22 protein-coding genes are annotated in these 24,241 nt (G+C 54.1%); 4 read left to right on the top strand and 18 right to left on the bottom strand.

What is annotated here, in order from left to right; all coding sequences use genetic code 11:
- Window positions 1-8: 8 nt before the first annotated feature.
- From K3752_RS05920 to K3752_RS05910, 3 genes are all read right to left on the bottom strand, one after another.
- On the bottom strand, window positions 9-1,583 hold the full coding sequence (locus K3752_RS05920; RefSeq protein WP_260065510.1) for an ABC transporter substrate-binding protein: 1,575 nt from the start codon (window positions 1,581-1,583) through the stop codon (window positions 9-11).
- A 631-nt stretch (window positions 1,584-2,214) separates the two neighbouring features.
- A complete protein-coding gene (locus K3752_RS05915; protein WP_260065508.1) occupies window positions 2,215-2,796 on the bottom strand; it encodes a GNAT family N-acetyltransferase in 582 nt (193 codons plus the stop codon).
- A gap of 19 nt (window positions 2,797-2,815) precedes the next feature.
- The gene (locus K3752_RS05910; protein ID WP_260065506.1) at window positions 2,816-3,301 is read right to left on the bottom strand and encodes a GNAT family N-acetyltransferase; all 486 of its coding nucleotides are present in this window, start codon (window positions 3,299-3,301) and stop codon (window positions 2,816-2,818) included.
- A 335-nt stretch (window positions 3,302-3,636) separates the two neighbouring features.
- Here K3752_RS05910 and K3752_RS05905 point away from each other — a divergent pair, with 335 nt between their 5' ends.
- Entirely contained in the window at window positions 3,637-4,365 is a 729-nt protein-coding gene (locus tag K3752_RS05905) for an SDR family NAD(P)-dependent oxidoreductase (protein WP_260065504.1), read from the top strand.
- A 48-nt stretch (window positions 4,366-4,413) separates the two neighbouring features.
- Here the strand turns inward: K3752_RS05905 and K3752_RS05900 are convergent, their stop codons facing one another.
- Window positions 4,414-5,169, bottom strand: a complete 756-nt coding sequence (locus tag K3752_RS05900) for an N-acyl homoserine lactonase family protein (protein ID WP_260065502.1) — start codon at window positions 5,167-5,169, stop codon at window positions 4,414-4,416.
- Between the two features lie 519 nt (window positions 5,170-5,688).
- On the opposite strand from K3752_RS05900, the gene K3752_RS05895 reads away from it, so the two are divergent.
- Complete coding sequence (locus K3752_RS05895) at window positions 5,689-5,862, top strand: hypothetical protein (RefSeq protein ID WP_254436531.1); 174 nt, start codon at window positions 5,689-5,691, stop codon at window positions 5,860-5,862.
- Between the two features lie 645 nt (window positions 5,863-6,507).
- Here K3752_RS05895 and K3752_RS05890 read toward each other — a convergent pair.
- On the bottom strand, window positions 6,508-7,086 hold the full coding sequence (locus K3752_RS05890) for a TetR/AcrR family transcriptional regulator (protein WP_260065499.1): 579 nt from the start codon (window positions 7,084-7,086) through the stop codon (window positions 6,508-6,510).
- A 189-nt stretch (window positions 7,087-7,275) separates the two neighbouring features.
- Between K3752_RS05890 and K3752_RS05885 the strand changes: the two genes are divergently transcribed.
- Window positions 7,276-8,670 (top strand): aminotransferase, encoded by a 1,395-nt coding sequence (locus tag K3752_RS05885; RefSeq protein ID WP_170371560.1) that lies wholly within the window; start codon window positions 7,276-7,278, stop codon window positions 8,668-8,670.
- A 63-nt stretch (window positions 8,671-8,733) separates the two neighbouring features.
- Here K3752_RS05885 and K3752_RS05880 read toward each other — a convergent pair whose 3' ends face one another.
- The 7 genes from K3752_RS05880 to K3752_RS05850 all read right to left on the bottom strand — a co-directional run bounded on the left by K3752_RS05880 (window position 8,734) and on the right by K3752_RS05850 (window position 17,539).
- Window positions 8,734-10,302 (bottom strand): trimethylamine methyltransferase family protein, encoded by a 1,569-nt coding sequence (locus K3752_RS05880; protein ID WP_260065497.1) that lies wholly within the window; start codon window positions 10,300-10,302, stop codon window positions 8,734-8,736.
- 25 nt (window positions 10,303-10,327) lie between these two features.
- Window positions 10,328-11,527 (bottom strand): aromatic ring-hydroxylating dioxygenase subunit alpha, encoded by a 1,200-nt coding sequence (locus K3752_RS05875; protein ID WP_260065495.1) that lies wholly within the window; start codon window positions 11,525-11,527, stop codon window positions 10,328-10,330.
- A gap of 8 nt (window positions 11,528-11,535) precedes the next feature.
- The gene (locus K3752_RS05870; protein WP_260065493.1) at window positions 11,536-13,602 is read right to left on the bottom strand and encodes an FAD-dependent oxidoreductase; all 2,067 of its coding nucleotides are present in this window, start codon (window positions 13,600-13,602) and stop codon (window positions 11,536-11,538) included.
- A gap of 94 nt (window positions 13,603-13,696) precedes the next feature.
- A complete protein-coding gene (locus tag K3752_RS05865; protein ID WP_170339920.1) occupies window positions 13,697-14,752 on the bottom strand; it encodes a PotD/PotF family extracellular solute-binding protein in 1,056 nt (351 codons plus the stop codon).
- Window positions 14,749-15,864 carry an ABC transporter ATP-binding protein gene (locus K3752_RS05860; protein ID WP_170357404.1) on the bottom strand — a complete coding sequence of 372 codons (1,116 nt, stop codon included), beginning with the start codon at window positions 15,862-15,864 and terminating at the stop codon, window positions 14,749-14,751. The genes K3752_RS05865 and K3752_RS05860 overlap by 4 nt, the downstream gene beginning before the upstream one ends.
- A gap of 20 nt (window positions 15,865-15,884) precedes the next feature.
- Window positions 15,885-16,679, bottom strand: a complete 795-nt coding sequence (locus tag K3752_RS05855; RefSeq protein ID WP_170339925.1) for an ABC transporter permease — start codon at window positions 16,677-16,679, stop codon at window positions 15,885-15,887.
- Window positions 16,676-17,539 (bottom strand): ABC transporter permease, encoded by an 864-nt coding sequence (locus K3752_RS05850; protein ID WP_170404037.1) that lies wholly within the window; start codon window positions 17,537-17,539, stop codon window positions 16,676-16,678. The genes K3752_RS05855 and K3752_RS05850 overlap by 4 nt, the downstream gene beginning before the upstream one ends.
- A 191-nt stretch (window positions 17,540-17,730) precedes the next feature.
- On the opposite strand from K3752_RS05850, the gene K3752_RS05845 reads away from it, so the two are divergent.
- Window positions 17,731-18,372, top strand: coding sequence for a TetR family transcriptional regulator C-terminal domain-containing protein (locus tag K3752_RS05845; protein WP_170366819.1), 642 nt, complete (start codon window positions 17,731-17,733; stop codon window positions 18,370-18,372).
- A gap of 803 nt (window positions 18,373-19,175) precedes the next feature.
- Here the strand turns inward: K3752_RS05845 and K3752_RS05840 are convergent.
- From K3752_RS05840 to K3752_RS05815, 6 genes are read right to left on the bottom strand one after another with little or no spacing between them, the layout of a single operon-like run.
- Window positions 19,176-20,306 (bottom strand): cytochrome-c peroxidase, encoded by a 1,131-nt coding sequence (locus K3752_RS05840; protein WP_260065487.1) that lies wholly within the window; start codon window positions 20,304-20,306, stop codon window positions 19,176-19,178.
- Window positions 20,303-20,680, bottom strand: a complete 378-nt coding sequence (locus tag K3752_RS05835; protein ID WP_260065485.1) for a hypothetical protein — start codon at window positions 20,678-20,680, stop codon at window positions 20,303-20,305. The genes K3752_RS05840 and K3752_RS05835 overlap by 4 nt, the downstream gene beginning before the upstream one ends.
- Window positions 20,677-21,483, bottom strand: a complete 807-nt coding sequence (locus K3752_RS05830; RefSeq protein ID WP_260065483.1) for a TatD family hydrolase — start codon at window positions 21,481-21,483, stop codon at window positions 20,677-20,679. Before K3752_RS05830 ends, K3752_RS05835 begins: the two co-directional genes overlap by 4 nt.
- A gap of 21 nt (window positions 21,484-21,504) precedes the next feature.
- The gene (locus K3752_RS05825) at window positions 21,505-22,371 is read right to left on the bottom strand and encodes a dioxygenase (protein WP_260065482.1); all 867 of its coding nucleotides are present in this window, start codon (window positions 22,369-22,371) and stop codon (window positions 21,505-21,507) included.
- A 10-nt stretch (window positions 22,372-22,381) separates the two neighbouring features.
- Window positions 22,382-23,686 (bottom strand): TRAP transporter large permease, encoded by a 1,305-nt coding sequence (locus K3752_RS05820; protein WP_170339327.1) that lies wholly within the window; start codon window positions 23,684-23,686, stop codon window positions 22,382-22,384.
- Entirely contained in the window at window positions 23,683-24,234 is a 552-nt protein-coding gene (locus tag K3752_RS05815) for a TRAP transporter small permease subunit (RefSeq protein ID WP_093961651.1), read from the bottom strand. Before K3752_RS05815 ends, K3752_RS05820 begins: the two co-directional genes overlap by 4 nt.
- Between the last annotated feature and the right edge of the window lie 7 nt (window positions 24,235-24,241).

The raw sequence follows: 24,241 nt of genomic DNA, 5'->3' as shown, positions 1-24,241 counted from the left end.
CACGTTTCTTACTTCAGGCCAAAATGCTTGACCATAGGCTGATCTTCGGGATCAACGTTGATGTCCAGGTTTTCAGCCATACCCCAGTTCAACACTTGATGGTGGATCGGAATATACAACTGTTCATCCTGCACCACGCGCCAGATCTCGGCGATAGCCTGATCTCGCGCGACGAGATCCGTGTTCGAGGCCAGCGACTCGATCTTGGCATCCAACTCATCATTGTCATACCCGGTGCCGTTCCACGTCCCAATGTCGCTTTCACGGCCATGGACCAGGAAGTTGAAGATGTATTCCGAGTCATACGTCGGAACGCCCCAACCCAGCATGTAGAAATCGGTCTTTCCGTCCGTGATCAGCGGGAAGTGCTGCGCCTTCGGTTTGGCATCCAGATTCACAGTGATGCCAATCTGACCCAGCATCCCGACAGCGGCCTGACAGATACCTTCGTCATTGATGTACCGGTCGTTGGGACAATCCAGCCGGATCGAGAAACCGTCCGGATAACCCGCTTCTGCCAAAAGCGCCTTTGCGCCTTCAACATCCGTGCTGCTTTCACTGTCCATCTCGGCAGTCCAGCCGTTCACGAAAGGCGGGGCGATCATCCCGGCAGGTTGCGACTGACCGCGCATGACCACCTGTTGGATGGCATCTCGATTGATCGCTTTGGACATGGCCCGACGAACGCGGACGTCGGCAAGTGGGTTCTTGCCATCGACGTTGTCCGCCTCGATGTCGTCCGCGCCCTGGTTCATTCCAAAGAAGATCACCCGGTTTTGCGGCGCTTGTTTGACGACCAAACCGTCGACGGCATTCACCCGGTCCAGGTCCTGCACCGGCATATCCTGAAGGAAGTTCACCTCGCCCGACAGCATCGCCGCAACGCGGGTCGCGTCATTCTGGATCGGGGTATAGATGATTTCGCTGATCGCCATCGGGAACTGATCACGCCCCCAATAATCTTCGTTCCGCTCCATCACCGTTTTGACGTCCGGTTCGCGGCTGACCAGTTTGTAGGGGCCGGTTCCATTCACATTGACGGTCGCAAAGGTGATCTCACCGCCTTCAAAGTCCTGAACGTTGACCGCGTTATTCGCCTCGGTCCAGCCCTTGTCCATGATGAACAGGTCGGTGAGGTTCGCAGGCAGAATGGGGTTCGGACCGTCCGTCTCGATCTCGATCGTGTGGTCGTCGACAGCGCGCACCTCGACAATCGAATTGATCAGTTCTTTCATGTCCGAGTTCGGCTGCTTCGCACGGTTGATGCTGAACACCACGTCTTCTGCAGTGAAATCGGCGCCGTCGTGGAATTTCACGCCCTGACGCAGATCGAACACCCAGACATTCGGATCACTCTCGCTGGGGGCCCAATCGGTCGCCAGCGCAGGCTCGAAAGCACCGCTCGTATCCCGAATGATCAGAGGTTCATACATCTGGTGGCGCACGGTATGCGTCGGCCCTTCGTTCTGCGAATGCGGGTCAAGCGTCAGCGCATCCCCCGAGCGCGCCCAACGCAGAGTTTCGGCACTGGCCAAAGACGTCGTCGTCATCAAAAGCGTCAGTACGAGTATTGGATTTTTCATTATTTTCTCCCATATTGCAGTCGTTTAACTGCATTGAATTCACGATACCGTGTCGCAAATTTCTGTTAACGTTATGGCTGCGGATAGCATACCAACTGCGAATGCATGTCAATCGTTCAACTCGGTTTTGATTTGCTAAACACAAGCGACACGGGACTTCAGGAGGACAGCCACTCTCCCAAAAAACACCGCATTAAGTGTCTATTACTCAGACGAGAGGAACACAAACCGCAATCATCAAGTTTCATGGTCCGACAAGTAGATCCAGATAGCGCTGACGGGAACTGCGCCGCTCACAATCTGGATAATTGTCCGCTTCGTAAAGCGATTGCCTCGCTGTTTTGACCTGTTGCCAGAATTGCAATCCTCCCGAGGTGCTTTCGCTTATTCGCAATGCGCACAAAGCAGTCGTTTGAGCTGAACTCACCAACGGCATATTAGGTCCGCACCGTAGACATTGAAAAGACTTGCGACGTACGTCTGCTGTGGGAACTATTCCCGACCTTCGTTGCTCTCAGACCAATGGCGGCTTTTGAGGGGTACAGCAAATATGATTGATTGTGAGCGCCAACACCCCTTCAGCCGAAGAGCGAGAGCGGCCTCCGCTCAGAAAGACCGGTTACGCCCTATATCAGGACAGCGACTTGACGAGGAGAACCCAGTTTTCTGTTTCGGTCGCCCAGCCGTCTTTGACGCATGGGGCTTTGTCCAACTCAGAGTATCCCTTTCGCTCGTATAAACGTCTGGCTCCCACGTTTTCATCGGCGACAATCACACTCATAGTGTTGTACCCTGCGTCGCGGGCTATCTCGTCGGCGACTTCAAGTAATTTTGAACCAAGTCCCTGACCACGGTTTTCTGGGTAGCAAGCCAGAACATTGACATACCAGCTGTCCAACGCTTTGTTTTCCAGCTCCTGTAGGGGACGGAACAAGGCAGGGAAGTCATCTCCAATTTCTTCTGGTTCAGATCCGATCCCATAGCCTGTGAGACCGGCAACCGCCCCGTTGCCGAAGTCAACCACGACCACTTGCCCCTCTCGTGCCTTTTCAGCCTGTCGCGCGCGACCGACCGCCCAGGCATCCTCGCCATCTTGTGCCAACCCGGTCCAGACATGGAGCGGCAGGCCTTCGCCTGCAAAGTTCACCAAGTCCGCAAGTGCATGGGCATCAGCTTCAACGGCCAATCGCAAAGGCTTTTCAAGTGGTATCACTTCTCTCACTCCAATGAGTTTAAAGTTTCATAGACATCTCATGCCAAGTCTTTCCTCCATGGTCGGAAGCCGATGGCTGTAAAAAACTGTATCCAAACCCCTCGTAGAGTGGGATGTGATGCTCTTTGCACATGAGGTGGATTGTCGACTTACCCATCCTTTTCATGCGCTCCACGAATTCGACCATCAATGACCGTGACAGACCCTGGCCCTGATGCGCGGGATCAACAACAACGGACATTATTACGACGTTTGGTGCGTCGGGGTCATGCCCGACAAGCTCCTTAAGATCCTCATCAGACATTTCGACTTCATGGGCACATCCGCAATTTATAAAGCCAACAATCTCGCCTTTTTCCTCAAGAACGAGGAAACCATCGGGAAAGACCTCGATCCTCCTGAAGATTTTTTCGAAGGTTGCTGCTTCGTCGCCTTCATAGGCAGCAGTTTCGATCTCAAAGCACCGAGTTGCGTCGGAAGGTTTGGCGTTTCGGAATTCGTTCATGCGCGTACACTATTCGTGATGCATTAAATTGCAAAGCTGCCGTTCGTATCCTCGCACCATTCCGGAGGTATGGGTTCAAACCGGTCATTCGCTGCAACTTGCTTGAACGTCTGCTTTGCGGACCATGCTGCCGTTTGCTCCAGATGCAACGTCGAAAAGCACATCCGGCAACAAAGCGCGGAAGAATGACATCGCAAGGTCTAACTCCGAGCCCAACCCGGACGCTCACCGAATTTTTTGAGAGATTGACTTTCCATACTTGCAGAAACCGGCGTTGCGGGTTTCCTTCTGTAGTTCAAGATATCCACTGTTTCGGCAAGGTTCGAGGAATTACTATGAAAACAGCCGTTGTGACTGGTGCCGCGGGGGGGATGGGACAGGCTATCTGCCGCCAATTGCGGACATGTGAGTTCCACGTCTTTGGGCTGGACCTCAACGAGGAGGGTTTGGATGAACTGGCGGCAGAGTTAGGTTCAAATTTCACACCATTCTGCGTTGACTTGACGGATCCAGTTGCAATCGCCCAGACGTTTGATGGCATAAAGTCAGCTCATGGCGGCCTCGATGCTTTGGTAAACAACGCTGGCACCTGCTTCATGTCCGACTTCCCGCATATACCGCCCGAGGAACTGGAAAAGCAGATGGCAATCAATTTCAGCTCCGCATTCCATTGTTGCCAGCAGGCTGTCCGATTGATGTTGGAACGCGAGGGCGTCAAAAAGATTGTGAATATCTCATCAAACGGAGCTTACAATTTCGATGTATTTGACCCTCCGCACTACCGGGCATCAAAGGCGGCGATGGATACCCTTACGAAAGACCTCGCCCGTCGATACGCAAAGGAAAAAATCTGTGTGAACTCGCTGGCGCCAGCCATGACCGAGACGCCCTTGTTCAATGTCTTGCCTGAGGAAGTCTTGGAGAAAGCGGTTGACGCCATGCCGCATGGTCGGGCGATGCAGCCCGAGCAAATCGCCTCTTGGGTCAGTTTTCTCATTTCACCGGCCGGTGACGTTTCCAGCGGAAATGTAATCATTCTGAATCAAGGGCGCGACGTCAGGTAGCTTTCAGGAAGAACAATCCATTTCGGGAAAGGTGGACCACAGGTTGGGTCAACGGTAGACCTCTGGTGCTTTCTTCAGAACAGGCCATTGTTTTGGACAATGCCCATAGATCACAAAGGCGTTTCGCTCGGATGCTAGGCGCATCAACCTGTCTGCGCTGGCAATCGCGGCTTCTTCATCCCATGACCCCGCAAATTTCTCATCGATTTCTGACGGTCGGGATATCGCGTCACTGGTGAGCAAAACCGGACCCGAGGGAAGATCGACCATCAGGGCGATCTGGCCAGGTGCATGACCGGGTGCCGCCAATACCAGGATACCTGGTCCAATCTCTACGTCGCCATCAACCAAGAGGTAATCCCGATCGGGCCACTCCAAAGGCCGCACATCGCCCCAATACAATGGACGAGGCAGTGCCCGCTCGACGGAAGAGATCAGTATCGGAGTGCTCGGAAAGTCGCCCAATGCCCCGATATGGTCGATATGGGTGTGGGTACAAATCTGCAACGTAATGTCTGATGGAATGAGACCTAGCTTTGCCAGTTGCGCGCGTGGCAGATTTTCCGGTTCACATTTCAGGACTTCGCCAAACTCGTACAAAAGATCTTCTTTGACCGCCAATTTGGTATCGGTCGCATATTTTTCGGGAAACCCGGTGTCGATGAGTATGGCTTCTCCCAGATCCGTCCGGATCAGAAAGCCGCAGATCCCAATGATGCGACCCGTGGAATGAACCTTGAACAGCCCGTAGTCCAAAACTGCCAGGTCGATCGGCCGCCCTTTGACAAATCCCTCAGCTTGCACAAACTCTCTCCCTCATTGACTGCAAGGATTTTGAGTAGAGTATGAAAGTCAAGGAGTCAGTCGTCACACCGCACACTATTCTAGATAATAGCTATTACCCAGCCCAGCAGTGCTGCGGGTGAAGCTTTGAGCGAGATTGGCAGTTCAGATCGGAAAGCGGTCTTTTCTTTAGTCACGTGACCAACAGTTAAACGTCTTGGCAGATAACCACTGATTTTTGGCCAACCTGCAGATTTTGGCTAGACTTTGAGAGTTCCCCCAACGCACAGAAAGTTTGTCGGCATTCCCGACCTATCTACTGTGCTATCCGGAACGCCCCAACCCTTGGGATTACACCGTTTAATAGCCAAGGAAGCCACCGGGAGAGTGCCAGGACGCCCGGGACCAATGTCGCGACTTAATTTTTCCCAAGAGCGCATTCGGGCCACCGTCTGTCAAACTTGATCAGCCGTGCTATACATGGCGTCAAGATACGAAAGGCGAAATTTAATGGACGCACCAGTTATCCAACTGATATTTATGCTAGCCTTGCTGGTTGGCGTGATCTGGCTTTATATCCTGCCGATCACGATGGCGGGGCGGCGCAACCGATCCGGTTTGATCTGGTTCCTGATCGGTCTGGTTGGATCACCGCTTTTGGCCATCCTTTTACTACTGGCTTTGGGTGACGCACCCGAGCATCCAGCAACGTAGCCTTGGAAACGATACAGTCAGACACACAGAAAGGCTCCACCGGAGGGTTTCTGGACACCGGTGAGCCGTAACAGCCTTCTCAGCATGCAGGGAGGGCTTGAATTGAGACAATGCACTTTCGGAAGAGAAGAAAAGCACTACTTACCACTCTCGACGGCCGTGTAGTGCAATCCTACGGATGACCGATCTGTTTGAAGAATCCTAGATGACTTTGTCCGTGACCCGGTCGTAGCGGCAGTTCTGACGAACGTCCGACACCGTTAGGAGCAGCCAATGAGGTTGGTGCCAGTTTGGCGGTCCTGCCCCCAACCATGAGACTTCTTGCTACATATGCCGACGCTGATGTCCTTGTTGTGAAAACGGTCATATCCGGTGGGATTGAAGATGCCGGCGTAGCTCATACTATCATCTGGGGATTTCTACTGACTTTGCTATCGGAATTTTGCTGATCGCGCGCGGCCGCGGGTTGGAAGCTTCGGCTAGTTCGCTGATCATCGGCGCGCTGCTATTTGGTGTTTTGCATTGCTCATGTGCGTCTTATGGGCCCAACCAATGACTAATGACTTGCGGCGATTCATTCACGAGACACGGACGGATTAGGGATTGACCTTGGTAGGTTCCCATTTTCCAAAGCCACCTTCATCCTTAGATCTTTTGATTGCTAAAGTGTTTTGGAAACATCGATTTCAGTACAAACAGGCAGATCCTCAAAGCCTCTGAGGGTTTGAAGATCTCTGAGTGCAAATGGAAGTCGGTCCAGAGCCCTTCCAGCAAAGCAACCAATGCGTCTGTTGCAAGATTGGCGTCTACATCATCGTACTGGCCTTCAACCTTTATTTGCTCCAACAGCTCCAGTATCGCCGCCCTGAAACCTTTGTCTCGCGAGTCGATGAAAGGAAATACCTTCGGGTTCGAGACCGCTTCAGCCCGGAAGGAAAACCAGATTGCGACGTCCCGTGCATTTAGGACCAAGGGATCGAAGTCTGCCTTAATGATAGAGATTAACTTGTCTGCCGGGTCCAACTCGGGATTGGCTGCGATGACCTTCCACTGCTCCGCGTAGCGGACTGACAACTGCTCAGCCACCGCAAGCAGAAGCTTTTCTTTGGAGCCAAAGTGTAGATTTACCATCCCTTGCGACAGTCCTGACAACTCTTGGATTCTCGCCGAGGTTGTGCCGCGAATTCCGTACTTATGGATGGCGTCTGCAGCCGATTGGATCAACTGCTTTCGGTTCTGCAGCTTACCCAGATCACGGGCATTGGTTGGTATATCGGGCTCGAGAGTAATCTTGTTTGTCCTCCGCTGGGTGGTCGCACTTTGTCTTCTCGCATTAAGCAGGGCGAAAGTTCAAGAATTGACATTGAATGAATGTTCGTTCATTTTGTGATTTCCATTTCATCAAGGCGCTGCATGACCCTTTCCAACTCTGACTTTCGGTCCATTCGCGAGTGGGACAACGAACATTTCCTGCACCCGTGGGAAGGTATGTCATGCCTGGGCCAAAATGAACGCACCTTTGCAGAAAGCGGTCTGGGCGTTCACGTCTTCACTGAGGACGGAAAGCGCCTAATAGACGGCCCTGCTGGCATGTGGTGTATGCAATTGGGCTATGGAAACACTGAAATTGCCGATGCGATGGCTCAACAGGCGAAAGAGATGGCGTATTTTTCGCCCTTCAACAATGCCAACTCAGCCCCCGCCCGGTTGGCGCATGAGATCGCCAAGAGGACGCCGGGCGACCTGAACCATGTGTTCTTCACGACAGGTGGCTCAACCGCCGTGGATTCCGCTCTGCGGTTTGTGCAGTTTCGCAACAACCTTCTGGGCAAGCCTGAAAAGAAGATCGTGATATCGCGGCAGAAAGCCTATCACGGATCGACCTACCTAGCGGCCTCAGTGTCCGGAAAAGAGCGAGACAAAGGTTGGCTGGACCAGGCAAGTCACCTGACGCGTTTCCTGCCGAATGTGAATCCTTATACGCGTCGCCCCGAGCAGACAGTCGACGACTTTCTGGACGAAAAAATAGCGGATCTGGAAAACATGATCCTGCAGACCGGAGCCGACAAGGTCGCAGCTTTCATCGCTGAACCGATCTTGTGCTCTGGAGGTGTCATCGTACCTCCACCGGGATATCATCTGCGCTGTCTGGAAATCTGCCGAAAGTACGATGTCCTGTATATCTCGGACGAGGTTGTGACTGGGTTCGGACGGCTTGGGCATTGGTTTGCGTCCGAAGCCGTCTTCGGTATTCAGCCGGATATCATCACCTGCGCTAAGGGAATGACTTCAGGGTATGTGCCGATGGGGGCCTGCATCATTTCTGATCGGCTGATAGCAGAAATAAGCGGCGAACACGCCCAGGACGCCACCTTTTCTAATGGCTTCACCTATTCGGGCCACCCAGTAAGCGCGGCGGCCGGTTTGAAGACGATCGAAATCATGGAGCGTGACGGCGTTCTTGAGCATGTCCGCGCGATCACGCCGCTGTTCGCAGAACGCCTTCAGGCCCTAGCTGAATTGCCGCTCGTCGGTGATGCCCGCGGTATGGGGCTGGTTGGATGCGTCGAGTGTGTTGCGGACGCCAAAGCCGATAACTTGCTGGATCTTGATAAATCAGTTGGCGCATTGATCGATCATCATTGTCAGGAGAACGGACTGATCCTGCGACCAATCATCAATATGTGTGTGTTTTCTCCGCCGTTGATCATATCGGAAGACGAGTTGAACCAGATGTTCGACATCCTTGAAAAGGGCATCCGGCTGGCGACCGAGGACCTGACGCGCCAGAATGCGTTGAGAACTTAGGAATGGCTTCGGGGTGGCCTCGCAACCTTGCAAGTGGCGAGCCCCTACCGCGACCTGCTACGCTCACCCAGCCCGCATTGCTTCAGGCGGCAACTTGATCGGAAACTTGGATCGAACCTCTTCATCAGCCTTGCTGCCAAAGTAGTTCGGGTAGTGATTGGATAGGATATCGTTCACAACCGACCTGCTCCGCTCGAACATATCCTGACGGCCTGCCTTCTCCCAAGTGTCGGTAAGCTCCCGATCCATCAAGGTTGGGTAGACATACTCGGTCTCCATGTATTGCAAGGTCTGCGCATTACCAAGGAAATGACCGGGATCTATTGCGCATTCATGGATGACGTCGACCGAAAGCGTATCGTCACTCACCTCGATCCCGCGCAGTGTTCGAGAGATCATGCCCGCTGCCTCGTTGTCGATCACCATTGACTCAAAGCTACAGCCCATCAGGCTGCCGAGCATTCCACCAAACTCGCACAACCGGTTTGCTCCCGCATGGGCCGCCAAAGCGAAGGTAAGCGCTTTTTCCAGCCCATATTGCGCATCGGGGATTTTGGAATCCGTCATTCCACATCCGACGCTGGTTGGTAGGTTGTAGAAGTTGCCCATCTGAATAGCAGCGGCTGAAATCAAAGCCTGCTCGCCACTTCCGCCAGTAAACGATCCAGTGCGCAGATCAGTAATGAACGGCCAAGCCGCAAAGACGACAGGTGTTCCTGGGTTGATCAGGTTGGCAACGGCCACGCAGGAAAGGGTCTCGGCCACCGCCTGCGCCAGCGTGCCGGCCAATGGCGCTGGTGACGTGGCTCCGGCTTGTGGCGGAACGGCAAGGTCGCAGACAAGGCCCATTTTTGCAGTATCAATCAGAATTTCCAGGTTTTCCCGCCCGAACCGAAGCGGTGAGACGATGGGACAGCCTCCAAAAATCACCGAAGGCTTTTCAAGGAACTTTCCCTCCCCGCCCGATGCCAAATCGAACATATGAATGGCGTCTTTTATGTGTTCGCGCGTGCGGAATGTTAGGCAGGACGGTTTCTCGCTTCCCGCCAGAATGGCGTATAGCATGCTCATGTCATGCTCGTAGTCCTGCGGGACATCCGTTGCCAGAACCGTATCACCGGTCATGTGAATGTTGTCGAGCCGGTCTACAAGTCGGGTGAAATCGTAGATATCCTTGAGCGTTGATGGTCGGTAACTGCGCGTTTCCGCGTCAAACGTTGTCACCGCCGTACCGGAATTTGCGCAATACACCTTGTCCTTGGTGCAGTGCATATCGTCCTTTCCAGCCCGAGATCCGCGTGCATGGACATAGAATTCGCTTGCGGTCTTGGCCAACAGGTCTTCCATCAAGGCCCTAGGAAAGCATAGCCTGCCGTGCTCGTTCACCGTCGCCCCTTTGGGCAGCACGAGATCAAGAACTTCCTGTGTTGGATCACCGACGCCCGTACGCTCCAGAATACTCAGGCCGGCTTCATGAATGCGCGCAATGTCAGCGTCTGAAAGGGGCTTGTATCTTCCTCCGGCAATCCCCGGCCAGATTGCCTGCGAAGCGACATTGCTGGTTCGCACGGCAGCACGTGCCTCACGCCCGCCCCCGCGCCGTCTTGATCTGCGCTTCGTTAACTCTGTCATGGTGTTTCTCCGAATTCTGAGCGTGTCAGATCATGCTGAAGTAGTTGCGATAGAAACCAGGAATGCTCCACTCCATCTCGGACAGCGGTCCCGGCACGAAATGGTGGGAGTTCACACCTTCCTGATTGTGACGGATGATCCGCTCATCATCGAGCGACGTGACATGCCAGAGCCATGTCAACGCATTCTTGTCGTAGTCACGACCCTCTCGAGCATCGCCGCGCACATACCAGACGATCTGAATATCCGTTTCCTGCAGAGCGCGCGGAACGAACCGGTAGCCAACCATGTGATCTGCATAAACAAGGAAGTAGTTCAAAGTCCCGATCCCCAGATCGGTGGCACCGCCGTCGTGACCCTTTAGCTCTCCCAGAGCGGGAGCCAAAGGCGTACCATCCTTGCTGCCCGTCAAATACCCAGGAAACAGCGGGTAGCGCCGCCAATAGACATCTGCACCCGGCGCGAGCGCGTTTTCTCCGGTCAGGTCCAACTCCTCCAAGGGAACTCCGACTTCGTCCATCCGCTCGCGAAGAGCGCCGCTGAACTCAAGAACTTGAGCAGGATCTTTCAACGAGTGACTGCGCGAATAGTCCTGATGAGACGGGGCGCAGTGATAGCATTCCAGATAGTTTTCCAAGGCCAGTTTCCAGTTCGCGGGAACCGGATACGAGGCTTCATGAGCGACCTTCAGATTTTCAAAGTCAAACGGCTTTGAAAGTGGAGTGAGTCGCTCCAGCGCGGCATCCAGAGGTGGTGCATTCGCGGCTGCACAGACGAATATAAGACCTTGGTATAGCTTCACCTGAACCGGGAACAACCCATACTGGCCCGGATCAAAATCCGATCCCATTGATCGACCGTTCCGCAGTTTGCCGTTCAAGTCGAAAGTCCACGCGTGATACGGACATATGAAGTTGCGGGCTTTGCCTTTCCGTTCGATGCAAACCCGCGATCCACGATGGCGGCATACGTTCAGATGCCCGCGCACTTCGCCCTCACGATCCCGAACGATAATGATGGACTCGGGTCCATAGTCGAACAGGAAATAATCACCCGGCTCAGGGACCTGGCTAACATGGCCGACCCAGATCCAGTTTCGGTTCCAGAACGCACTGATATCGTTCTCGTATACGGCTTGAGACGTGTAGAAGTGACGAGGCAAGGCGAACCCTTCACGTTGCGAGCCCATCAAGTCGCGCATAACTTGCAAATCATCTTTTGGCATGGCGCACCTCAAACAAATTCAAGGGAAACGAGTTCCCGACGGAAAAATTCGCGGTCAATTTCGCCCGCCTCGCGTTCAAAATTCCGAGCAGCCATGTGGCCCGAATATACTGCGTCCGCGATCAAGCCGGGGTTTGCTGCATCCCCGATCAATTCCAACGTAGTCAGCGGGTTGTTGGCCAAGCTGCGCAGCTCATCGTAGAGGTTGGTTTCGCGCGCGCGCTGCGTCACCAACACAACTGAACCACAGTCTTTGGTCTGTTCTCGCCCCGTGTACGCACATCGCACGGTCGCCTGCCCCGGCGCCACGTTGTCCAATGTATGAGACAGGACCAGTTGAACGCCGCCCTCCAGAAGACTGCGTTGTACTCGAGTTTGTTCCAGCGTTAGTTCAGTAAACGGCGAAACCATTGAAGCCGGGGTTACAAAGACGACCTCATGTCCAGCCCGAGCCAGATGATCCGCCAATACACCACCGAGATATGCCTGTTCATCATCGTAGACCAAAACCGGACCGCTCCCCGGCAGTGTCCCTGACATGATGTCATCCGGCGTAAATACCTGAGCGCCGGCGCTTATTGATACGCCGTGAAATCCAGATTTCCCGCGCCCGTCTCGTCGCCATTTTGCGCCAGTTGCGACAAAGACGTTCGGAATAGCCAGCTCGACAACCTCGGTTGCTGACAACAGGCTGTCGGTGAACAGTTGAACGTTCCCTCTTTGCCTAAGGTCATAAATCCTGTGATCTGTGACGCGTTTCCAAGCGGACAGCCCGGTCAGACCAGACTCCTGCAAGACACGGCCGCCAAGCTCTTGCTTGGCTTCCGCCAGAGTTACCTCGTATCCCCGCCGCGCCAATTGCATGGCGCATTCAAGTCCGGCTGGTCCGCTGCCCACAACGAGCGCAGTTTTCTCTTTCCCCCGACGCTCAATGAACTCTGGATGCCATTTCCGCCGCCACTCTTCGCCCATGGTCGGGTTTTGTGTGCAGCGTATGGGGACGCCGAGAGAGTCGGATGAAACACAGATATTGCACCCGATGCACTCACGGATTTCTTCGACGCGACCTTCCTTGATTTTGTTGGGCAGAAACGGATCAGCGATGGATGGCCGCGCCGCGCCGATAAAATCAAGGATGCCTTTCCTGACCAGTGACGCCATCAAATCCGGCGAGGTAAGACGCCCGACGCCAACAACAGGTTTGGAAGTCACCTGTTTCACGAATTCGATATATGAGGTTTGAAAGCCGTCGCGGGGCTCGAACCGGGTAGTTGCAGAGTCGTTGCTCCAATCTGCCACGTTAACATCCCAAAGGTCAGGAAGCTCGGCCAGCAACTCGACTACAGCACGGCCTTCTTCCTGCGCTTGCATGCCGTCTGCCCCGAGCATTTCGTCAACCGCAAATCGCAGGGCAATGGCGCAATCGTCTCCAACCTCTTCCTTGGTTTCTTCAAGAAGCTCGCGGGTTAGCCGCACCCGGTTCTCCAGTGAACCTCCATATTCATCCGTTCGATCATTGAACTGTGGCAGCAGGAAATGATGAGGCAAGGTCATGTGATGCCCGGCATATACATACACGATGTCGAACCCGGCTTCGCGCGAGCGGCGAGCCGCTGCGCGATGCCACTTGCGAAATTCGCGAATGTCCGCCTTATCCATCGCCCTGGCTTGCTTGGGATAAGCAGTTTGCAAGGCAAGTTCTGAAGGCGCCAGCAAAGGGGCCCGGCTCAGATGATTTTGCGCGTGGTGACCGTTATGCGCCAATTCAATAGCCGCCAAAGACCCCTTTCCATGCACCGCCTCAGTCATCAGGCGCAGCGCCGGGATATCCCGCTCATCCCAAAGTCGGTTTTCGGCAAACGGGGACAGGTCAGAAGTCGGGTGAATTTCCGTCTCCTGGTTGGAGACGACGGCCCAACCACCCTCGGCCTTCATTGCCCGCATGGCGGCTTCGGCCTGTGGTCGCAAGTGCCCCATGCCGTTGCAATGGGGCACTTGATAGAACCGGTTTCGAGCCGTCACTGGCCCAATTTGAACCGGCTCAAAGAGTACAGAATATCCGTCAGCGCCTGACATTGCCGCGCTTCCTCCAAGAAAATCGGAAATAGTTTCGTGGGAATGGAAGGGTTTCTACATCCCCACCATTCCCGGCTGTGTTGTAAGAGCGCCCTTAGAAGCCCGCTTTGATGCGCTCGAATTCCTTCAACATCTTGGCCTCCAACTCAGGGTTAACGGCGTCGAAGAACAGGCTGCCTTCAAAGAAGCTGTCCACATCAGAGAACCCGTAAGTTTCGATCAACTCCGGGTCTGCCTGTGCAAAAGCGTCTTCATTGGCGTGGGCGTATCCCCAGCTTTCAATGATGTACTTCCCACTTGCCGCGGAGCTGAGCGCGTTCAGCATGTCATAGACCTGCTCATCCGACTGCTTCGCAGATTTCAGATGTACATAACCGCAGACCCAGGTCGCGATGCCTTTGTCCACATCGCGCATCATGACCGCTGGGGTTTCGTTCCAGATCAGGTTCAGTTCCGATTGGTTCCATCCCCAACCCAGCGTAACCTCACCGCTGGCAATTGCCTGATCCAGTTGGCCGGCATCAGACCAATAAAAGCGCACGTTCGGATGAACCGCGCGCAGATAGTCCGCCGCTTTTTGGAATTCCTCGTCACTCATATCGGTATAGCTGGACGCTCCAGTCGCCAAGGCTGCCATTGCAAAGGCACTGGAAGCGGCGTCCGGAATGGCGACTTTGCCCTGATAGGCGGGATCTGCAAGCAATTGCAGCGAAACATCATCTGCCGAAATCATATCGGTGCGATAGATCAGGCCAGTGTTGCCCCACTCAAACGGCACCATGTAGGTCTGCCCATCGATCGTGATGCCATCGACCTCTTTGATCTTGGGCATCAACTTGTCCCAATTCTCCAGCTTGCTGGTGTCGATTGGCTTGATCAAATCTGCCGCCACCCATTTCCTCAGAGCATCTGTGCAAGGGTGAGCCAAATCGGCTTCAAACCCGGACTGAAGCTTGGTGAACGCTTCTTCCACGCTGCCAAAATAGGTGTAGCTGGGCGCCCCACCGTACTTTTCGACATAATCGCCGTAGAAACCCTGATCCTCATATCCGGACCAGTCAAAAACGGTCAGGTCAGCGGCGTTCGCCAGAGCTTGGCCCGCGGTAAAGGTGGCAACTACGGCTGCCGTAAGTGATGCTGTTTTAATCATTGTTCTCCTCCCAAAGATTCACGCTTACCCAAATCAATCACCGAGGCGCTTTGAACGCCAAGCCAGACGGTATCGCCGCGCGTGTGGTCGACCGTGTGAAAGTAGTTTGGTACTGCGACGGCGATGCTGTCTTTCAGACCGTCGACGCGCACATAGTAGTGGACACTCTCACCATAAAAGGCGACGTCCGAAACCTCGCCCTGAACAAGAGCATCGTAGCCATCCGGTTTTTCCGAGCTGATTTCCAGTTGCTCAGGCCGAACCCCGACAAGGAGTTCCTTGTCATGCACCTGGACGTTGGGGTTCACCCCGATTTCCATCTTTCCAAAGCCCTTGACGTTGACTTCGAGCGTTTCAGAATTCTCCGAAGTCACTTCGGCATCCAGAAAATTCATTCCACCGATGAAAGAAGCCACTTCCCGGTTGCAGGGTTGGGAATACAGGACCTCTGGCTTATCCACCTGCTTGAGCTGCCCGGCGAACATGACGCCGATGCGGTCGGACATGGTCATCGCCTCGTACTGGTCATGCGTGACCATGACGAAAGTAATTCCAAGCTTCTGTTGAAGGCGTCGCATCTCCAACTGCATCGCTTCGCGCAGATTTTTGTCCAACGCAGACAACGGTTCATCCAAGAGCAATACCTTGGGCCGCATAACGAGTGCCCGGGCGAGTGCCACACGTTGCCGCTGACCTCCCGACAATTCGTTGGCTTTTCGGTCCTGCAGGCCGCCAAGCTCGACCATCTCAAGCGCCTCGGCAACACGCTCTTTGATTTCCCTCCGAGACAGCTTTGTTTTGCGTAATCCGAAGCCAACATTGTCGCCGACGTTCAAATGCGGAAAGATCGCATAACTTTGGAACACCATATTTGTAGGGCGCTTATTGGCAGGCACCTCTCCCATCGTTCGACCATCGATCCGGATCTCGCCTTCTTCGTGATCCTGAAAGCCCGCGATGATGCGCAAAGCCGTTGTCTTGCCGCAGCCTGAAGGGCCAAGCAACGAAAAGAACTCACCTTCTTTCAAGGTCAGGTTCAGATCGGACACAGCCACAAAGGAACCAAAGCGTTTTTCTACGCCCCGAATTTCGATGATGTTCTGTTCGCTCATCTTACTTGTTTCCTTTGGCTTCAATCTGAGGACTGGATGGAACGGCGGCGGAAATATTCGGCAATCAACAGCAGCAGGACCGATGACAGTAAAAGCAGCGACCCCAGTGCCAACGTGTTGGGCAGTTTTGCCGGGAAGCGGATCTGGCTCCAGATATAAACCGGCAGTGTTGGGCTGTTTCCGGATAGGAAAAAGGCCAAGACGAACTCGTCAAACGACACTGTAAAGGTGACCAACAGGCTGGCAATGATACCCGGCGCGACGATTGGCAGGGTAACACGTCGAAACGTTCCAACAACGCTTTCACCAAGATCGAACGCGGCCTCCTCCAAAGACTGGTCGAAATCGTCAAACGCAGACTTCATGATCGACACGGAAAAGGGCAGCGCCACAAACACATGCCCAAGGATCACGGTGGTCAGCGATGGTTTCAGCCCGATGCTGATAAACAGAACCAGCATTGAACTGGCAACGATGATGCCGGGAATGACCAGTGGAAGCATGACCAGTCCCTCGGACAACTCACGCCCAGTGAAGCGATAACGGACATAGGCGCGAGCTGCAAAGAGACCCAGAGAAGTTGCCATCACGGCGGTCACGCTGCCGACGATCAGCGAATTCACCATGGCTTGCAACAGCGTGTCTTGCTGACCCAACTGCGCGTACCATTTCAACGTGAAACCTTTGAGCGGGAACGCCACGATGGTTCCGTCATTGAACGAAAACAGCGGCAACAGCAAAACCGGCAGATAGAGAAACACCAGGTAGGCAATCGCGTAAACCAGCAACCATGAGATGCGAAATACCCTGGTCATCTGATCCTCCGACCCAATGCGGTGACGATCACCACGAACAGGATCGCAACGCAGCCGACCGAAAGCATGGCGAGAAGAGACAGAGTTGCACCCAACGGCCAATTATTGGCGGCGCCGAACTGCACCTGGATCAAGTTCGCGACCATTTTTCCCTGAGATCCACCGACCAAGGCCGGAGTGACGTAATCGCCGACGGTTGGGATGAAAATGATCAGGCAGGCCGCGATGATCCCCGGCACCGTCAGGGGCAGCGTCACACGTACAAAGCGCTCAAACTTACTGCAGCCAAGGTCTGTTGCGGCCTCCAAAAGGCTGCGGTCAATCTTTTGCAGCGATACATAGATCGGCAGGATGGCAAAAGGTGCCCAGGCGTGGGCGAGCGTAAGGACCACAGCAAACTCATTGTAGAGCAGGAATGTCAGTGGTTCTTGTATCAAACCCAATGAAATCAGCGCCGAGTTCAACACCCCGTTGAAACCAAGAATGAGTTTCCAACTGAACACGCGCAGAAGGTAGCTGCTCCAAAAAGGAATAGTGATCAGCAACAGCCAGAGGGTCTTCTTTTGCGTGCGAAACGCAATGAAGTAGGCAATCGGGTAGGCCAGACAAACCGTTGCCAATGTCACCGCGCCCGCAATTGCAACCGAACGGATCATTAGGTGTCGAACCAAGGGGTCAGTAAACGCCTCTTGGTAGTTCGCCCAAGTCAATGTCCGGTCAATCTGAACATATGTCTGGGTCCAAAAACTGTAGGCGACAAGAATACAGAGCGGTACGGCTACAAGCAGCCCCACGTAGAGCGTCGCAGGCGCGCTAAGTGCCAGGCCCTTGCCCGTCTCACTTCGTAGTGCTCCTGCCATGCTTCCCTGCTGAATGTCGTTTTCGATGCTGTGACAACAGTCGATCACAAAATGGACAATCGTCCATTTAAATCTGGGATTTTTGCACTAGTTGTGTCAACTGATTATTTCGACATAGAGGCTGGCCAACTTCTCATCGGCCACTAGACGCCACCGCAAGAGACTGAAAACAAATAGAGCCGCCTAATCATATGACCGGAAGACGACAAGAAATACGCGAACGAAATCGCCTTTCTCTGATCGAGGCCGTACTCGACTCGGTGGCAGAGAAAGGGATTTCCGAGACCTCAGTCAGCGAAATCATCCAACGCGCCAATCTGTCCCGCGGCATGATTCATCTTCATTTTGGTGGTAAGGACAACTTGGTCGACGAAGCCGCCCGCTATTCATCCGAACAATACTACAACGGCATTTATGACTTGTTGGAAGCGACCGGGCAAACCGGACAGGAACATATTGAGATGATTGTTCGGGGCGACTTGAGTGAAACCATTCTCAACAAGAAAAACGTCTCCATTTGGTACGCATTTCGAGGCGAGGCCCGAAACAGAGCAGCAATCGCTGCGTTTTCAGATACCCGCGACGCCAAGCTTCGGAACTTGGTTTTCAACGCTTTCGCTCGAATTGCAAAAGAAACTGGGACGGAACACCCTAATCAAGTTGCCAGGGACGCCACGCACGGCACACTCGCAATGCTCGAAGGCATGTGGACTGATTACCTACTCCACCCGGATTCATTTGACCGCGACGAAGCAATGAGAATTGTTTTCCGATTTCTGCGTGCAATGTTCCCAAAGCACTTTGACCTGAATGGCGCAGTGTTGTCTGAGTAGAGATCGCGAAAGGTTTCCTGTCTGGCTATTGTAGAGGTGGGCAATCCCATCTTTCAGTCAACATCATGGAAGCAGAGAGATGAATGGACCGCGGCGGATTTAAGTAAACTTTGCACGCTTCGGAAAAGCGGCCTCAGTCTGCATATCGCGCTTTCTCTGATTGAGGCAGAGCGGCACAGCGCACGGTACTACCCACGGACACCCGTGGCAAGAAAACAGTGGCGAAAGGCGGGAATGGGTGGCGGTTCTGTCAGACGAAGTCGAACCAGTCTCAGTTTACCGCGGGAACCACGAACCTATCCGGAACAAAGTTGACTCCACTCGCAAAGACCGGCGAGGCGGATCAGCCTAAAGGTGCTTGGGCTGGTTAGCGATCTTTCCTAGTTGAAGTGGTCAAATACAGAGGATTTGAAGACGGCGAATTTCTGTAGATTTCGCATGTGTTTGAAACGCTGTAACGCGAGGTCGAGTCGTACAAACGGCAGGTGGGAGTTCTCGAGGCGGTCATTGAGCCACCTGCCCGTTTGCCGTTTGTTAAAAGCGCCCAACCCAATTGCCTTAGTGCACCCTTTTAGCATGCGAAGCGACCAGTGACGAAAGTTTTTGTGGGCAGGCGCTGGAGCAAGACGATATTTTACTCGGGAACGGCCCGACCAAAGTAGGCAACAAGGGGTTCGGCATAGATCATTCGGGCGACTGCAACTACCTTGTTTTGTTGGCCACACTCTCTGACGTGGAAAGGGGGTCAGCAAAATGCGACGTGCCGCATAACTCAGGCGGCACTTTGGCTGAATTGGAGTATCTCAAGGCCATGCAACGCCGGACAAAGTCTCCAAAAACATAATGAGATCAGCGATCTCCTGCTCGGACAAGCTCAGTTCTGAGAGCATGGCCTCACCGTCGGCATGCAGCCTTTCGGTATCAAGCTCGCTGTAGTGCCGGACCACCGCGTCCAAGTCGATCAAACTGCCGTCGTGCATATAGGGCGGAGTTTCAGCCACACCCCGCAAACTTGGCGTACGAAAGGTCCCAAAATCAGAATGACGCCTACGCACACTGCGAACCGCCCACGCACCTTGCTTGGCGGGATCGTCGTTCCATTCCCCGTCCAGTGTGTAGACGCTTAAAAATAGGAAGTTCAACCCGCCGAACCGTCCTTCATCGACTTCGGTTTCGCTTAGGAAGTAAGGCACACCGGCGTCGTGAAATTCATTGTTGGAAAATGCCGGGCCATTGTGGCAAAGGGCACATTTCCCGCGCCCCAGAAAGAGCTTTAGACCTCTCTGAGCAGCTTCGGGATAGTTCGCAGCCGCCAACAGATCTCCGCGTTCCAGCGCATCGCGGAAACTGTCAAATTGTGTCCGCTCGGTTCTAAGCGTCTCCAAATAGGCTGATAGAGACTTGGCCGTGTTGACCAGGACCAACTCCGGGTCTTGACTTCGGATATTGCCGAAAATGGACTCAAAATCAGCAACATAAGAACTCTCGGAGATTGCCGCCTTTAGACTTTCGCTGCTATGAGCCATCCCTTGTTCTTCGATGATCGGATGCAGACTTGCTGCCCAGAGACTATCGCTCTTGCCGCCCCAACCGTACCAGCGCAGACCCGCAAGGTTTCTCAGGGATGGGGTGTTCCGATCCAACCTGACCCGGCCGAGCGCCCGCGCCTCGGATGTTGCAAATGCCTGTTCGGGGTCGTGACAACTCGCGCAAGAAAAAGCGCCGTCTACCGACAGCACCGGATCGTTGAACAAAGCCGCGCCGAGCGAAATAGCTCTTGTGTCACCTGAAACGCGATTGCTGGGGTCTGGCTGGTATGTTGGCGGCCACGGCCCGAAGGAAAGCGTTTGCTGTATTTCCTCTTCGGACAATAGAATTTCTGAGTGTACAGCAACCGGAAGCGTCAATAGCGCGGTTAAAGCCCAGAACTTCATTTGAGCGTAATCTCTGACGTGTAGGACAGCGATCGCCCTCCGATATAAACGTCAGCCTGCGACTCCCAGAGTCCCGGCATGTGAAACAGCAAGTCATCGACCCGGAACACTCCATCGCCCAATGCCGAAACTTCGGGAAGGTAATTCAAACCGTGCTGATGAGCGGGCATGATTGCATCAACACGCACCTCATGTGCCGTTGCTTCACTGCAGACTGAAACCAGAACGGAAAACGGTTGGGCCAACGGAATTTCGCTGACACCCAAATAAACCGCAGGCGCATCTGGGGCTTCCGACCCCATGCGTTGCCCCCCAGCGTCACAAGCAATTGCTGCGCCCGGTGAAGCAAGGAGCCATATAACCCAGCGGATCATTCTGATGCCAGCAAACGTTCAGCGTTGGCATAGGCGATGTTGTCTGCGATCCGATCCGGCAGCAGATCCAGCCATTCACGCGAAAAATCTGCGTGCGGGCCAACATAGTACCAACGTTCCGGCGCAAATGTGTCCGTACCGACCATGAACCGTTCGGGATGCGCCTCGAACGCGGCCTTCCAATCCGGGTCTAAACGGCCGCGTGAAACCATATCCGACCGAAAAGCCAAGTCCGCCCAAAGCCTGGGATAAGTGTCCAAAGCGTCAGACACGCTGGCCGGGTCGTCAAAGCCAGAATGCGCCCACAAAACCCGCGCCTCTGGCCAAGTCTCGAAGATCAGGTCAACTGCCTCTCGATCACCGTGGTGGTGTAGAATGAGGTTCCGCTCTTTGGCCAGTGCAATCATACGCTGGATGACCGGCGTTTTGATATCTTCGCCGTAAGCGTGAAACTCGCCGATAGCTTCGTAGTCGTTTTTGGCCAGGTTTTCTTCCAGATAATCAATTACAGTTTCATCGTGCATCCAGGTGTTGATTTCACCGCGACGACGGTACGGGCGCAACGCTGGAACGACGATGTCCGGCGCCGCGGCCAACAACAGCTGAGTGCCATTGTCGTCCGAGCTGGAAACTAGCGCTTTCCGCACGCCCGCATCCCGAAGGATTTTAGCCACCTGTTCTGGTGGCACCAGTTCGACGGCGTCGTGGCTGTAATGAATATGCGCGTCGAAGATGGGCCGCTCTTGTGCGATGGCAGCACTGCAAAACAGGGCAGCGCCCAAAATGAAGATACGTTTCAGCACCTCAAGCCTCCTATCTATCAATCAGTCCTTGGCAAGCGTCACGTCGAAATTCACATGCAAGAAAGGTTCATGGATCTTACCAGAAAGCTCCATGCCATCAGGAAATTCAGAAGCCGGGCGTTCAACATATGTCATCACCAGATCGTCGCGCACGCCAAACACCGTGTCTTCATCCAGATAGGGATCATCGTCGGGAAATATCTCGGTCACCAAAGTGCGATAACCGGGAGCTTTGACGATGTAATGCAGGTGCGACGGTCGCCAGGGATGGCGACCACAGGCTCGCAGAATGTCTCCGACTGGCCCATCAGATGGCACCGTGTATTCCACTGGTTTGACCGTGGTGAAAGCGTAACGGCCATCTGAGCCGACCGTCATCAAGCCATGAAAAGAGTAGATATCCTGTTCCTCATCCTGACTGGCGTAGAGCCCGTTTGGCGCTGTTTGCCAGATGTCGAGCTCGGCACCCGCAATCGGATTGCCCTTTGTATCCCGGATCACGCCTTCGGCCAGCAGAACCAGCCCTCCATAGTTACGTTTCATATCGCCACCGATCGGCAGCGGGGGGGCGCCCGAGACGTGAAATGGACCCAACACAGACGAGCTGGTCGCGTCAGGGCTGGAATGCAGCATGTCAACCAATGACGACAGGCCCAACACGTCCGAGGCTAGCACGAATTCATGCCTATCCTCGGTTTCCACCGCGGCGCAGCCTTCCAGAAACGCAATCCCGGCCCGCCACTCGTCATGCGTCAGGTTGGTTTCCCGTGCGAAATCGTGCAGGTGTTTGACCAGAGAGCCCATGATTTCACGCATTCGTTGATTAGTGTCTTTGGACAGGTACCCCATGAAGACGTCAGTGATATTGTCTTTAGTGACAGAGCGCATCTTGGCCTCCTTAAATCAGGGCAAGGCTGAGGATCGGGAACTCGATCAGAATGAACAGAACGATCAGCATCACGAACGCAAAGGGAAGTGCGCCCATGAACACGTCTTTGAGTGATATGCGGTCATCGTTGATCGTGGATTTGATAACGAAGCAGGATATGCCCAAAGGTGGTGTCAAAAGCCCGATTTCGGCTCCGACCACGGTGATAATGCCAAACCAGATCAGCGACATATCCAGCGCTTCAGCCATGGGCAGGAACAACGGAACAACGATCAGAATGATCGACGCTGTGTCGAGCAATGTTCCCAGAAACAGCATCAACAGAACATAGAGCAGCATGATCGACCAGAAAGATGCGGAATTCCCTGCCAGCAAGTCCTGCAACTGATTGGGCAACCCCGCCAGTCCCAGCATGCGGCTGTAGATTGAAGCGGCCGTGATCAGGAACAGGATCGCCGCCGTGATGTGACCGGTTTCCAGCAATGCGTCCCAGAATGCGCGTGGTGACATCGACTTGCGGGCAACCGCTATGATTAGCGCGACAAAAGCTCCGGCGGCCCCTGCTTCTACTGCTGTCAACCAACCCGTATAGATACCACCAAGAACGATGGTAATGATGAACAGTGTCGGCAGTGTCTTGGAGGCGATCTCGCGCCCTGACATCCACTCAGTGTCTTCAACAACACGACCACCGACGAAAGCTGGGGTAAAGCGCCCCATGACCCAAATTGCGCCGACATAAGCGATTGCCAGCATAATCCCAGGAATGACCCCCGCCAGGAACATGTCCCCAACGGATTGTTCGGCGACGAAGGAATAGATGATCAGCATTGCCGACGGCGGGATGATCATCCCCAGGACCGAAGACCCTGCTACTACCCCAACCGCAAAGCGCGGGTTATAAGCCTGCGCCATCATTTGCGGGACCGAGACTTTGGTAAAAACGGATGCAGATGCAATTGACGAACCGGTAACTGCGGCAAAGACGGCGTTGGCTCCTACAGTTGCCATACCGATACCGCCTTTGACCTTGCGAAACCGCATGGTCATGACTTCGTAAATGTCCCTGCCTAGACCCGCTTTTGAAACGATGAGCCCCATAAAGGTAAACAGCGGGATGGTCGCAAAACTATACTCCATCGCACTATCGCCAACCGCCACTTTCAACAGGTTGAGCGCAAGCGTGAAGTTGTCCCGCATCAGCCAGATCGACACGAACGAGACCACGCCCAGAGCGATAGGAATATAAACGCCCGCGTAAATCAGAAAGACGATGGCGATGACCGAGATCAGGCCAATCTCGATCGGAGTCATTTTGCGGCCTCGTCATGCTCTGGGGTGCGGACAAGTTGCGGACGGTCCTGCGCCGTGACGACCTTGAGCAGGAAGATCACGCAGGCAAGCGCAGTACCGCACGCGATGACCAGTTTGACCGGCCACCAAGGCAATGTGAAAAGACCCGGTACTCCGAAGTAGTCCTGTGTCTCCCACATAAGAAGAAATTCCGGGAAGGTTACATAAGCGATCAGGGCCATGAAGATTGCGGAAATCGCGTTGATGATGCGCCTGAGATTGGCTGTCAGACCGGGGCGACGATGGTGTAGCAGGTTCAAAAACCCGTCCGAGCGTGTCAATCGATCCACTCTGACCACGTCGGCCAGCTGCAGGAACACGATCATCACGACCGAGAATTGCACCATCTCATAGGTTCCGCGCAGCGGGGCCGAAAACAGACCCCGTGCAATGACGTCAACATTCAGAATGACCACCAGCGCAAGGACGACGAGCGTACCCAATGCGTTGGCGGCGATTGCAAGCGAATTGGCGACCCGCGACAAGCCAGCAACTGCGGTCTTCAGCATGAAAGGC

The organism is Ruegeria sp. B32, from assembly GCF_025141855.1.
Lineage (GTDB): Bacteria > Pseudomonadota > Alphaproteobacteria > Rhodobacterales > Rhodobacteraceae > Ruegeria > Ruegeria arenilitoris.
The sequence above is the reverse complement of the archived record's forward strand: the minus strand, read 5'-3'. Positions and strand labels throughout refer to the sequence as shown.